Raw genomic sequence first — 12438 nt, forward strand, 5'->3', positions numbered from 1 at the left:
CCGGAACGCGAACGGCGGGTAGCGGTCGACCGTCAGCAGCAGGTAGGCGTTCACCCGGGTCTCGTACGGCACGTACGAGGAGAGGTAGTCGGAGGCGAAGACCGGCAGCCGGCCCAGCACCAGTGCGCCGAACCAGCCGACCACCGCGACCAGGAACGCCACCACGGACAGCACCCAGACCACGATGAACTGCGGGATCAGCAGCAGGATGCGGACCAGGACGGTGAGCCGGTTCTGCGGTCCCGGCGCCGGAATGTCCAGGGCCGGCAGCCATTCGCTCGGATAGGGGGCGGGGGCGGGGGGAGCCTGCCACATCCGGGCCTCCAGGGATCGACAAGCACGTCCACACGGCGAAGCCGTCGTGTGCTCCGAAGATCGCAGCCGACCGCCGTCCGCGCGCGCTGCGCTGCTCCGCTCGGGCGACGCGGGTGACCGGTCGTCGCCGCACGGGCCCGGCCCGGCGCAGGGGCCCGGCCCGGCGCGGGTCGGGTCGGGTCGAGTCGGGTCGAGTCGGGGGCTCGGGACGCGCGGGCGGGGCCGGGCGGGGGTCCTCCGTACCCGACGGCGCCGGGCGGCACGCTGTCCGGCGCCTCTCGTTCGTCGGTGCCGCCGTCCGTGCCGTCCCCGGGCCGGTCGGTTCAGCACACGATCGGGTCGAATGATGGTCGTGATCGGTGCTGATTGGTCGGTGGATCGATCGGATGCGGTTGGTTTCGATCAGACCGTTCGGGAGCGCAGCTCGACGAGGCAGCATCGCCATGACAGCGCCGGGCCGTTCGGCCCGGTCTGCTGTCATGTCCAGGACGCAGAGTCCTCGCCGTGGGGGTGCCGGTTTGCCAGCGATCGACGACCACGACCATGTCTCAGACCTCTCCGACTCATCGCACTCAGCGGGTTCGTCGGGTTCGTCGGGATCCGCGGACGACTCCCCGGGCCCACCGGAGGTATCGGGCCCACCGGGGCCGCCCGAGCCGCCCGACGGGACCGGCCTCGCCGACCTCACGGACTTCGCCGAATTCCTCCGCGTCTCCGCCGAGCTGACCGGCTTCGACGAGACGGAACTGCGCGCCACCGGGATGGCGCGCGAACACCACCGCACGCTCCTCGCCCACCGGGCTCGCGACGAACACGCCCTCCTCCGCCTCTGGTACGTGGGCGCCTGGCCGGACGAACCGCCCTCCTCGCCCCGCGCCTACGACCGGGGGCTGATGTGGCGGACCTTCCGGGGCGCACCGCCCGGCTCCACCGCCCCCGGCCACGGCAGCTGGTCCGAAGCCCCGGACGGCGGTGACGACCGGTGAACCGCCCACCCGCGGACCACGGCAGGGGCGACCGGCGCACGACCGAACGGACCCCCGCCGACCACCGGACGGCGGGACCGCACTGGGACGTCGTGGTGGTCGGCGCGGGCTTCGCCGGCTCACTGGTCGCCCACCGCCTCGGTGCCCGGGGACACCGGGTCCTGGTCCTGGAAGCCGGCCACCCCGTCCCGGACGCCGCGGCGACCACCACCGCGTACCGGGCCGCCGGCGGCGGCGCCCCCACCTCCCCGTACCCGCTCAGCGAGGACGCGCCGTCCCCCGACGTCACCGACCTCGTGGGACTGCCCGGCGGCGGGTTCGCCGCCACCGGGTACCTGGTCCAGCACGGCCCGCTGCCATACGCCAGCGGCTACCTGCGCGCCAACGGCGGCACCGGACTGCTCTGGACCGGACTCACCCCGCGCATGCACCCCGAGGACTTCCGCACCGCCGACCTCGGCCACGGCCGCAACTGGCCGATCGGCTACCACGACCTCGAACCGCACTACCGCGAAGCCGAACGGGAACTCGGCGTCGCCGCCGACGCCGAGGAGCAACGCCGCGCGGTCGGACTCCCCCTCCCGGCCGACTACGCCTTCCCGATGCGCGCCATCCCCGCCAGCCACCTCGACCGGACGGTCGCCCGCGCCGTCGACGGCCGGACCGTGCGCGACCCGGCGATGGCCGACGGCGCCCGCCTCGCCGTCACCACCACCCCGCACGCCCGCAACGGCCGGCCCACCCGCCCGGGCGGCACGGCGACCGACCCGGCGAACCGGCCGCACGGTCCGCTCTGCCAGGGCAGCGCCGGGTGCGTCCCGGTCTGCCCGACCGGCGCCAAGTACACACCACTGCGGACCCAGGCCGACTGGTCCTCCACCGTCCGGCTGCGCACCGACGCGGTGGTGAGCCGCGTCCTCGTCGACGCCACCGGCCGGGCCACCGGCGTCGAGTACCTCGCCGACGGAACGGCCCACACCGTGGCGGCCGACCTCGTCGTCCTCGCCGCCCACGCCATCGAGAACGCCCGGCTGCTCCTCCTCTCCGGCCTCGCCCGCCGGAGCGGCCAGGTCGGCCGCAACCTGATGGACCATCCGGCACTGCTCACCTGGGGACTCATGCCCGAGCCCGTGGGCCCCTACCGGGGACCGGGTTCGACCAGCGGACTGGAGTCCTTCCGCTTCGGCCCCGCCCGCACCCGCCGGGCGCCGTTCCGGGTCGAGATCGGCAACTGGGGCTGGTCCTGGGCCGCCGGTCCGCCGCAGGTCGAGGTGGACGGACTGCTCGGTGCCGGCCTGCGCGGCAAGGAGCTGCGCCACCGGCTCGGCGACCGGCTCGGCCGCCAGTTCTGCCTCCAGTTCGAACTGGAGCAACCCGCCGACCCGGCCAACCGGGTCACCCTGGACCCCGACCGCCGGGACCGCCTGGGACTGCCCCGCCCGGCCATCCACTACGACCTCTCCCCGTACGTCCGCGCCGGCATGGCCTCCGCCCGGGCGGTCTCCGACCAGCTCTTCGCACTGCTCGGTGCCGAGGACCACACCCGCTACGAGGCGGGTCCGGGCTGGCCCGGCCGGCTCGAACACGAGGGCGCGGCCTACGCCTACCGGGGCGCCGGCCACGCCGGCGGCACCCACGTCATGGGCGACTCGCCGGCCACCTCCGTGGTCGACCAGTGGCAGCGCTGCTGGGAGCACCCCAACCTCTACGCCGTCGGCTGCGGCTCCATGCCCTCGCTCGGCACCTCCAACCCCTCGCTGACCATGGCCGCGCTCGCGCTGCGCAGCGCCGACCGGATGCACCGGGACCTCCTGGCGCTGCGCGCCCCGGCCGCGCCCACCCTGCCGACCACGACCGCGACCGCGACGGCGACTGCTACCGCGACGGCGACTGCTACCGCGGTCGTCGGCACCGGCCCGGGCACCGCGCCGCCCGGTGCCGGTGCGCCGCCCGCCGCACCGACCGGTATCCCGGGACCGTCCGCCGTCCCTCCGCCCGCCACCGCCTCTCCGGCCCGCCCCGCGGCCGCACCCCTCCGGGAGTCCCTGTGACCGGTCTGACCCTGCCGCCCGTGCCGGAGCCCTACCACCTGCCGTTCCACTACGGAGCGCTGCACAACATCGGCGTGGACTACCTCGTCGACCCGGGGCCGGTCCAGGAGCTGCTCGCCGAGCGCCACCCCGCGCTGGCCGCCGCCGACTTCGACGGCCGGGCCTGTGTCTCGCTCAACTACCAGCTGTACTTCGCGCAGTACCCGAACGGCGGCGGCATCACCGAGGAGGTGGAGATCAACGTCATCGCCCACCCCCGGAACGCCGCCGACCGGCTCCCGGACGTCGGCTACGGCCAGTACGCCCGCGGCCACGACCGGACCGGACTGCTCGGCATCGCCCGCCTCCACGTGCTCTGCGACAACCCGCTCGCCATCGACGCCGGCTCCCGGCTCTACGCCGAACCCAAGTACCCCGGGTGGTTCGTGACACAGCTCCCTTCGCTCAACGCGGCCGCCGTCCGGGACCACTGGTCGTTCTCCTGCCGCCGGGCCGCCCTGGAGACGGTCGGCGCGGTCGGCGCGGAGCGGGCGGGCGCGGGCGACCCGCCGACCGGGCTGCGGCGGTACGAGGAGGAGCTCCTCGCCGTCGAGGCCGACCTGGCCGGACTCGACGGCGAGCCGGTGGTCAACACCCCGATCACCGGCTACGGCACCGAGAAGGAGGGCCGACTGCTGGCCGGACCGCTCATCGTCCACCAGCCGTACCGCTTCCACCCGCTCGACGACCGCACCGCCGGACGGGTCCGGCTCACGCTCGGCGACCGGACGGCGGAGGCCGTCGGCGACCTCGCCAGGCTGGTCGGCGACGCGCCCGCCGCCGGGGTCTGGACCTACCAGTCGGCCCCGGTCGCCGCCCACCACCGCCCGTACTACCTGCCCTGACGTCCGGACGCGGGGCTCCGGACCGGTTCGCCGGCGCGGCAGGCCCGGAGCCCCGCCTCAGGCGGCTTCGGGCGAGGCGCGGGCGGTGCCCGTCGCGCCCTCCCCGGCGGCCGGGGCCGTGGGGCCGCTCACCGCCCGCGCCCAGCGGCCGGCGAGCAGTGTGCCCGCCACCAACTGCACCTGGTGGTACATCATCAGCGGCAGGACGAGGAGACCGGCCTGCGGGCCGAACAGCACGGTCGCCATCGGCAGGCCGCTCGCGAGGCTCTTCTGCGAACCGCAGAGGACCGCGGCGATGCCGGAGGGCCGGTCCAGCCCGAGCAGGCGCGCGCCGAGCCGGGCGAGCGCGAGGGAGGCCCCGAGCAGCGCCAGCAGGACCGCCGCCAGCCCGAGCAGGGCGGCGGGCGTGACCGTCTGCCAGACGCCCTGCTCCACCGCGCCGCTGAACGCCGTGTAGACGACCAGCAGGATCGAGCCCCGGTCGACCGGGGTGAGCACACGCCGGTGGCGGCTCAGGAACCCGCCGATCCACGGCCGCAGCAGCTGCCCGGCCACGAACGGGGCGAGCAGCTGGGCGCAGATCCGCACCAGGCCGTCGGCCGACAGCGCGGTGCGGGTGCCGAGCAGCCAGGCGGCCAGCAAGGGGGTCAGCACCAGCCCGGCCAGGCTTGAGTACGTCCCGGCGCAGATCGCGGCGGGGACGTTCCCCCGGGCGGCGCCGGTGAGCGCCACCGAGGACTGCACCGTCGACGGGACCAGGCAGAGGAACAGCACCCCCGCCCGCACCTGCTCGGTGAGCGGGAAGGGGGTCAGCACCGCCGTGGCAACCCCGAACAGCGGGAACACCACGAAGGTGCAGACGAGCACCAGCCCGTGCAGCCGCAGGTGCCGGAGGCCCGCGAGGGTCTCACGGGCCGACAGCCGGGCACCGTAGAGGAAGAAGAGCAGCCCGACCGCGAGGTCGCAGGCCAGGTCGGCGCCGCGCGCGGCCCGTCCGCCGACGGGCAGCAGCGCGGCGAGCAGGACCGCGCCGGCCAGTGCCGCCACGTACGGGTCCAGGGCGCGCCACCACGGTCGCGGCGGGTCGGCGCCGCCGGGCGCCGGGCCACCCGGCTGGTCCGGCTGGCCCGGCGGCGGCCGGTGCCGCCGGACCGCGTTCACGTCTCCCCCTCCGTCTGCGGGCCCGCCGGGCCGTCGCCCAGCAGGCCGGTCACCAGCGCGGTCGCCCCGTCGTGGTCGCTGCCGGCCGTGCCGTGGCCGGTCTGGACGTTGGCCGTCCGGTCCACTTCGACGATCGAGTCGATCCGGGGGTTGTCGATCACCGTGATCAGGCTCCGCTCCGCCTCCGCCGGGACGGCGCAGCCCAGGACCGCCCAGGCGCCGGCCAGCCCGGCGGCGGCCACCTGGCGTCGAACCCGGCGCGGCCGGGCGACCGGGCCGGCTGCACGGTCCGTCACACGCCCACCTCCTCCAGGGCCTTCGGCCGGGCGATGTTCCGCTCCAGCAGCTCCGTCGACTCGCGCACGCCGATCTCGCGGGACTGCCCGACCGGGGCCGGGAGGCGTCCGTCCGCCACCTTGAGGCCGGCGAGCGCCTCGTCCATCGCCCGGTGGGCGGCGAACAGGCAGGGGGTGCTGTAGATCGCGACGTCGACGCCCAGGTCGCCGAGCTCGGAGAGCGACAGCCGGGGGGACTTCCCGCCGGCGATCTGGTTGAACAGCAGCGGCTTGTCGCCCACGACCCGCCGGATCCGCCGGATCCAGTCCTCGCTGCGCACGCCGTCGACCAGGACGACGTCCGCGTCGGTGGCGGCGAGTGCCGCGGCCCGCCGCAGGATGTCGTCCTCCTCGGTGGCGTCCGTGCGGGCCACCACGACGAGGTCGGTGCGGGTGGCGAGCACCTGGTCCAGCTTCTCCAGGTACTCGTCGAGCGGGAGGACCTGCTTGCCGTCGGCGTGTCCGCAGCGGCGCGGGCGCTTCTGGTCCTCCAGGATGACGCCCGACGCGCCGATCCGCTCCAGCCTGCGCACCACGTGGCAGGCCACCTCGGGATCGACGTAGCCGTCGTCGATGTCGACCAGCAGGTGGTGCCGGGGGAAGGCGCCGCGCAGCCGCTCGACGAAGGCGACCATGTCGGGCCAGGCGATGAAGCCGATGTCGGGCAGGCCGTAGTAGGACGCCGCGAATCCGAAACCGGAGACGAACATGCCGTCGTAGTGTTCGGCTGCGATCGACGCGGAGTACATGTCGTGGACGCCGATGAGCGGGGTCGTCCCCGGGGTGGCGATCCGCTCCCGCAGTCGCTGCCCGGGGCTCGCGGCCGCGATGCCGTTCTCGTGGAGGTTCTCGTGACGCAACGCCGTCTCCTCACTTGCCGGGGTCCGCACGCGACACGCGCGGGACTTTGCCATAAATTGGCCATCCCTAGGGCCAACTGAGGCGTCATCACTATGCGCTCTTTAATGTTCCGTGGGCAAATCTTTAGGGAGATTTCCCTCGTGAGAGTGATGCGCTGTCATATTGGTCCGAGGAATATGACAATTCCTGAGCGGGTGGGAGGTACAGCCCCGGGCGTCTCAGAGCGCCAGCCGTCCGCCGACCACGTACCAGTGCCCGCCCGCGCTCAGGTGGTCGATCAGTGCGCGCTGCACGGCGGTGTCGCGGGGGAGGGACTCCAGGGGGAGTGCGGGGTCGCCGAAGACGAAGCGGAGCGGATTGGCGTCCTCGGGCTCCGGCGGGGCGCCGGGGCGCCGGAGCGGGGCGAACCGGCGCTGGAACCTCATGATGTTCGAGCCCTCGGGGAGGTAGCGGCCGAGCTGCGGGTCCAGCAGCCAGGAGAACACGCACGCCGTCCGGTACGGCTCGGCGGGGAAGTGCGCGGGGAAGAACGCCCGGGCCCGGTCCAGCGAGCGGTCGCAGGCCCCGGGGGAGAGCGGGCCGGAGCTGTCCGGGATGTGCAGCTGGAGGACCCGCTCGCCGATCCCCGCCGCCCGGGCCGCCTCGGCGTCCCGGCCGGTCAGCCGCTTGCGCTGGAACTGGAGCCGGCCGAGCTGGAACAGCTCGCCCCGGAAGTGCAGCGTCAGCCAGGACGGGTTGCCCAGGCCCGCGGACCGGCCGCGCCACCGGCTCACCGCGAGCTGCCGCCCCAGGTCGGCCAGGGTCGTCCGGGTGACCTCCGGCGGCACGCCCAGCGCCCGGTGGTGCGCCCGGGTGTGCGGCGCCAGCGCGACGAACAGCAGCGTCGAGAGCGGTTCGGCGCCGTCGGTACCGGCCGGCCAGTCGCGGGTGAGCCCGGACGGCCCCCCGAGCGTCCCGACCGCTGCGGCCTGGGTGCGCAGCGCCTCCTCGAAGACCGTTCTCAGCCCGCGGTCGCGCGCCAGCCGGGACCGCGCGGCCAGGATCCCGTTCACGGCGTCGAACGGCACCGCCAGCTCCAGCAGCGCGTCGACGAGTTCCTCGTCCGCCGGAAGACACTGCTCCACGGTCCCTCCTCGGTGCGCTGCTCGTTCGGCCGCCCGACCCTACCGACCGGCGGCCCGCACGGGCACGGGGGAACCGGGGCGGCGGGGTCAGCGCAGCAGCGCGAACACCAGCGCGGAGACACCGCCGAGCGCCGTCCCGGCCAGCACCTGCGCCGGGGTGTGGGCCTTCAGCACCAGCCGCGACCACCCCACCGCCACGGGGACCGCCACCGCCACCGGGAGCAGCCCCGCCGGGAGCGCCGCCGGCAGGCCCGCGGCGGCCGGAGCCGGGCCGAACGCCAGCAGCAGGATCATCGCGGTGCCGCCGGCCACCGCGTTGTGCAGCGATATCTGCCACCAGACGGTCACGACCAGCGCCGACACCAGTCCGACCAGCATCGCCACCACCAGCGCGCCGACCGGCGCCGGTGCGTGCAGCAGGTGGAGCAGCGCCACCCCGGTGACCACCGAGAGCAGGCCGACCGCCATCGGCACCACCCGCTGGCGGCGGATCCGGATGTGCCGGTCGGTCAGCGCGCCGCGCCGTACGCCGAGCGCGACGACGCCGATCGGGACCGCCCCGCAGAACAGCGCCGCGAACAGGCCCCAGCCGACACCGGCCCAGCCCCCGTTCGAGTGCGCGCCGACGAGCAGCAGCAGGGCGGTCACCAGGTGGGCGGGCGCCAGCACCTCGGTGACGATCCGGGCGGTCCGCTCGCGCCGCGAGGCGGTGCTGAAGGCCGGGGGCTCGGGCGGGACGAAGGTGCTCGCCGGGAGAGCGGACCGGCGGCGCCGGGCGGGGCGGCTCCCCGGAGCGGTGGGGCCCGTTGCGGTGGGGGCCGGTGTGGTGGGGCCCGACGCCGTCCGGTCGGATCCGGTGCGGTCCCCCGCGGCTGTCGTTCGGGTCACGGCGGACAGCGTAACGGCCGGGCCGTTCGCGCCCGGACCGGGCCGGACGCGGGGCCGGTCCAGGGCGAACCGCGGCGGTCGGCCCGGCCCGGTCAGCGCCCCCGGCCGCCCGCGCGGCGGTCGCGCAGCAGCCGGAGGACCCGGAGCAGCCGCCGGACCGCCCGGGTGGCCGCCGGAGGCAGCACGTCCAGCAGCAGCGCGCGCGGGGCCGACCGCGTCGCCGCGCCCGGGTGCACGGCGTTGTTCAGCCGCAGGACCGGCATGCCGGCGATGGTGTCCTCGTCCACCGTGAAGCCCTCGGCCCGCCAGTCCCGGTCCAGCAGGACCCGCCGCACGGCCTCGGTGTCGCCCCAGGTCCCGTAGAACTTCATCGGGGTGAGCAGCACCGGCCGCAGCCCGGCCGTGAACACCGCCTGCCAGACGGCCGCCGAGACCCCGGGGGTGTGCTCGGAGCGGTAGTCGTCCAGCACCACCAGGCCGTCCTCGGCCAGCGCGGCCCGTGCCACCTCGATGTCCCCGGCCACGTGCTCGAACAGGTGGGAGGCGTCGACGTGGACGAAGCGGCAGCTGCCGGCCGGGATCCGGCCGTCGGCCAGCACCGAGGTCGGCGCCTGCACGATCACCGGCAGCCGCGGGTGGAAGGCCAGGTAGTTGGCCTCGAAGGCGCTCCTGGTGAGCGACGCCCGGTAGGACATCGTCATCTCGGCGGCATTGTCGTCGTCTCCCGCCTCGGAGTCGAACAGGTCGCAGACCGTCAGGTGCTCGCCCGGCCGCAGGTGGTCGCCGAGCAGGACGGCGCTGCGGCCGAGGTACGTCCCGAGTTCGAGGATGTCGCCGGTGCGGCCGGCCGCGGTCTGGGCGGAGAGCAGGTGGCGGAAGGCCTCCTGGTCGAGCCGGAAGAACCAGCCGGGGATGTCGTCCCGGTTCGGGGCCGGTCGGGAGGCGGCCGTCCCGGGGGCGGTCCCGGGGGCGGTCACGGGCGGGGCGGCGGCCGCCGGGGCGGCGGCGCCGGTGGAACCGGTGGCGGTGGCGGCGGTGTCGGCACTGGGCACGGCGGTCTCCCTGCGGACGGGGTGGAGCGTGCGCGGGTGGGGACCCGGCGGACGGATCACGCGCGGCGGTGCCGTGGTACGGGACGAACGGGTCGGCCGTGCTGTGGGGGGCGTTCATCATAACGACGGCGGGGTGCGGCGGGCAGCCGTCGGTGCCGAACGGAGGGCCGCCGTCCGTGTGACTGCCCGGGCCGTCAGTCACGGGAGGCCGTCCGGGGCCCCTGCCCGCCGGGCCGCGGGCGGTCCCGGTCACGCGTCCCGGTCATGTCGCCCGGTCACGCGTCCCGGCCAGGTCTCCCGGTCACGTCGCCCGGTCGCGCGTCGCGGCCGGTGTCCTCCAGCTCGGCGATCGTCTCCGCCAGCCAGGCCCGTTCGGCCGCCCCGGAGGCCCGGGCGACCAGCAGCATGCCGCGCCGGAACGGGTTGCGCTCCTGCTCGGCGGCGACCGGTCGGCCGTCGGCGTCGTAGAAGAAGCTGCTCGGCGCCTCCAGGAAGGCCAGCCGCCGCCGGAGCACCGCGGCCTGCAGCGCAGGGTCGGCGAGGCGGTCGAGGAACGCGGCGACGGTGAAGAAGCGGATCTGGTCGGAGATCTCGACCTCCTCCGGTTCGGCCAGCCGCCGCTCCAGCTCGGCGCGGCCGTCGGCGGTGAGCTCCAGGACCTGCCGCGGGACGGCCCCGGTGCCCGGCCGGCTCCGGCGCACCAGCATCCCGGCCTTCTCCAGGCGGGTGATCGCGGGGTAGAGCGCGCCGTCGCTGACCGGTCGGACGTGGCCGGTCAGGCCGGTGATGCGGGACTTCAGCTCGTACCCGTGGAGCGGCTCGCCGTGGAGGAAACCGAGGATCGCGAGGGTCAGCACCGTGGAACACCCTTCCGTCGTCGTGACGCTCCGCGGGGCGCACCGTCCGCTCGTCCGCGTTCCGTCGGGGCGTCATGCTACCTCTTGCCGATGTGCCTCGATAAGAGGTATCTCTTTTCGAGGCAAGGTGCTCGATGGGGGCGCGGCCGACGGACGGGGGAGCGACCATGCGGGGGCATCTGCCACGCCTGATCACACTGGCGGGACCGGTCTACGGAGAGCTGCTGTCGGGGGTGGCCGCCTCCGTCGTCGGCACCTTCTGGGTGGCGGGGCTCGGCGGGGCGGCCGTCGCCGCCGTCACACTGGCCGGCACCGTGGAGAACCTGCTGCTCGGCCTGGTCCTGGTGGTGAGCTCGGGGACGACCGTGCGGCTCTCGCACGCCCGCGGCGCGGGCGACCGGGCCGAGGCCGGCCGGGTCGCCCGCGCCGCCTGGCGGCTCTGCGCCCTCGGCAGCCTCGTGCTCGCCGTGCCCGGCTTCCTGCTCCGCGAGCCGGTCGCCGAAGCCTTCCTGGACGGCGAGGCCGCCGGACTGGCCGCCGACTACTTCGCCGTCGCCTTCCCCGCGTTCGCGCTGTTCTTCGGCCAGCGCGTCGCCGACGAGCTGTTCAAGGGCGCCGGCGACACCCGGACGCCGATGCGGACGGCCCTGCTCTCGAACGCCCTGCTGCTGGTGCTGGACCCGCTGCTGATCCTCGGCCCGGGCCCGCTGCCCGCGCTCGGTGTGACCGGCGCGGCCCTCGCGCTGACCGCCTCCCGGGCCGCCGCGTTCGCGCTCACCCTGCTGCTCAGGCGCCGCCGCCGGCTGCCCGCACCGCCGGACGGACTGCTGCGGACGGCGCGCGGGATCACCGCCGCCGGCGCGCCGTTCGGCCTCGACTTCACCGCCCGGATGGGAGCGGGGGCGGTCCAGCTCGGCCTGGTCGCCTCCTTCGGCGTGCCCGCCGTGGCCGGGTACGGGGTCGGCTACCGGGTGCTGCTGGTCGTCACGATGGCGTTCTACGCCGTCCGGCAGGCCGCCGCGATCGAGGCGGCGCGGCTCGTCGGGTCCGGGGCGGCCACCGCCGTGCGGGCCCTCGGCCGCGACACCGCCCGGCTGGCCGCCGTGCTCGGCACCGGTGCGGCCGTCCTCTGCGCGGCGTTCGCCGGGCCGGTGGCCGGGCTGTTCACCGACGACCCGGCGGTGGCCGCCGAGGCGGTCCGCTTCCTGCGGACGGCCGGGCTCCACCTGCCGGCGTACGCGCTGGTGGTCGCCCTCGGCGGGGTCCTCCAGGCGGTCGGCGCCGGCCGCCCGCTGGTGGTCTCCGTGCTGCTCGGCCTCGCGGCGCAACTCGGCTCCGGCGTCCTGCTGTCGGGCCCGTTCGGCGTGGCCGGGCTCTGGGCCGGGTCGGCGGTCGGCGCGTTCGTCCAGCTGGCACTGCTCGGCCTCCTGGTGATCCGCGGACCGGTCCGGCCCGCGGCCCCGCCCGCCGACGCCACCGGCCCGGCCGGACCGGCGAGGCCGCCGGCGACGGCCGCGCGCGAGTGAGCCGGCGTGCGGCCGGGCGAAGGACCGGGCGAGTGGCTCGACGGAGGGCGGGAACGCCCGGTCGCACGGCACCTGGAAGACCGGTTGCCCGGGTGGACCCCCCGCCTGCACCGCCGAAAGTCGATCCTTCCCAGGTCGGAGGCACCGTCACGGGGCCGAGCAGTCGTCACGCGGCCCTGACCGGTGCCGCCGCCGCGGGGGTCGGCGCCGCGGCGCTCGCGGGGGTCGGCGCCGCCGAGCGGCCCGCCACCGCTCCCGGCATCGTGGTCGAGGCCCGCCAGGGCATGCTCCTCCGGCCCTCCGGCGGCTGCGGCGACACCGGCGGCGCCGCCGACGGCCTGGCCGTCCAGGACCACAGGGCGATGTGACGGACCGCCTGGCCCCGCGGGGTGCCCGGG

General features: G+C 75.8%; 13 protein-coding genes. 5 read left to right on the top strand and 8 right to left on the bottom strand.

Features of this window, described 5'->3' with window-relative positions; all coding sequences use genetic code 11:
- Positions 1–315: DUF4389 domain-containing protein (locus OG550_RS00005; RefSeq protein WP_327673163.1), on the bottom strand; the 315-nt coding region annotated here is incomplete at its 3' end.
- A 518-nt stretch (positions 316–833) separates the two neighbouring features.
- Here OG550_RS00005 and OG550_RS00010 point away from each other — a divergent pair.
- Genes OG550_RS00010 through OG550_RS00020 form a run of 3 tightly spaced genes read left to right on the top strand, consistent with a single transcriptional unit; the run spans position 834 to position 4236 of the window.
- Positions 834–1301, top strand: a complete 468-nt coding sequence (locus tag OG550_RS00010; RefSeq protein ID WP_327673166.1) for a hypothetical protein — start codon at positions 834–836, stop codon at positions 1299–1301.
- Positions 1298–3352, top strand: a complete 2055-nt coding sequence (locus tag OG550_RS00015) for a GMC family oxidoreductase (protein WP_327673168.1) — start codon at positions 1298–1300, stop codon at positions 3350–3352. The genes OG550_RS00010 and OG550_RS00015 overlap by 4 nt, the downstream gene beginning before the upstream one ends.
- Complete coding sequence (locus OG550_RS00020) at positions 3349–4236, top strand: hypothetical protein (protein ID WP_327673171.1); 888 nt, start codon at positions 3349–3351, stop codon at positions 4234–4236. Before OG550_RS00015 ends, OG550_RS00020 begins: the two co-directional genes overlap by 4 nt.
- Before the next feature lie 57 nt (positions 4237–4293).
- Here the strand turns inward: OG550_RS00020 and OG550_RS00025 are convergent, their stop codons facing one another.
- The 7 genes from OG550_RS00025 to OG550_RS00055 form a co-directional block, all read right to left on the bottom strand.
- Complete coding sequence (locus OG550_RS00025) at positions 4294–5397, bottom strand: bile acid:sodium symporter family protein (RefSeq protein ID WP_442905902.1); 1104 nt, start codon at positions 5395–5397, stop codon at positions 4294–4296.
- Positions 5394–5693 carry a hypothetical protein gene (locus OG550_RS00030; RefSeq protein WP_327673173.1) on the bottom strand — a complete coding sequence of 100 codons (300 nt, stop codon included), beginning with the start codon at positions 5691–5693 and terminating at the stop codon, positions 5394–5396. Before OG550_RS00030 ends, OG550_RS00025 begins: the two co-directional genes overlap by 4 nt.
- Positions 5690–6592, bottom strand: a complete 903-nt coding sequence (locus OG550_RS00035) for an isocitrate lyase/PEP mutase family protein (RefSeq protein ID WP_327673175.1) — start codon at positions 6590–6592, stop codon at positions 5690–5692. Before OG550_RS00035 ends, OG550_RS00030 begins: the two co-directional genes overlap by 4 nt.
- A 219-nt stretch (positions 6593–6811) precedes the next feature.
- Positions 6812–7717: an acyltransferase domain-containing protein gene (locus OG550_RS00040; protein ID WP_327673177.1), complete on the bottom strand. Its 906-nt coding sequence runs from the start codon at positions 7715–7717 to the stop codon at positions 6812–6814.
- A gap of 87 nt (positions 7718–7804) precedes the next feature.
- The gene (locus OG550_RS00045; RefSeq protein ID WP_327673179.1) at positions 7805–8605 is read right to left on the bottom strand and encodes a phosphatase PAP2 family protein; all 801 of its coding nucleotides are present in this window, start codon (positions 8603–8605) and stop codon (positions 7805–7807) included.
- Positions 8606–8697: 92 nt separating this feature from the next.
- Entirely contained in the window at positions 8698–9657 is a 960-nt protein-coding gene (locus OG550_RS00050; protein ID WP_327673181.1) for a class I SAM-dependent methyltransferase, read from the bottom strand.
- A 275-nt stretch (positions 9658–9932) separates the two neighbouring features.
- Positions 9933–10514 carry a PadR family transcriptional regulator gene (locus tag OG550_RS00055; protein ID WP_327673183.1) on the bottom strand — a complete coding sequence of 194 codons (582 nt, stop codon included), beginning with the start codon at positions 10512–10514 and terminating at the stop codon, positions 9933–9935.
- Between the two features lie 167 nt (positions 10515–10681).
- Here OG550_RS00055 and OG550_RS00060 point away from each other — a divergent pair, with 167 nt between their 5' ends.
- Both OG550_RS00060 and OG550_RS00065 read left to right on the top strand, forming a co-directional pair.
- Positions 10682–12040, top strand: a complete 1359-nt coding sequence (locus OG550_RS00060; RefSeq protein WP_327673185.1) for an MATE family efflux transporter — start codon at positions 10682–10684, stop codon at positions 12038–12040.
- A gap of 92 nt (positions 12041–12132) precedes the next feature.
- Positions 12133–12408 (top strand): hypothetical protein, encoded by a 276-nt coding sequence (locus OG550_RS00065; RefSeq protein ID WP_327673187.1) that lies wholly within the window; start codon positions 12133–12135, stop codon positions 12406–12408.
- Positions 12409–12438 lie beyond the last annotated feature (30 nt).

Origin of the sequence: Kitasatospora sp. NBC_00458, from assembly GCF_036013975.1 — a bacterium.
Lineage (GTDB): Bacteria > Actinomycetota > Actinomycetes > Streptomycetales > Streptomycetaceae > Kitasatospora.

Bases quoted from the DNA above. Each gene is read 5' to 3' on its own strand.
- OG550_RS00060 (WP_327673185.1), top strand. From the start codon at position 10,682: ATGCGGGGGCATCTGCCACGCCTGATCACACTGGCGGGACCGGTCTAC.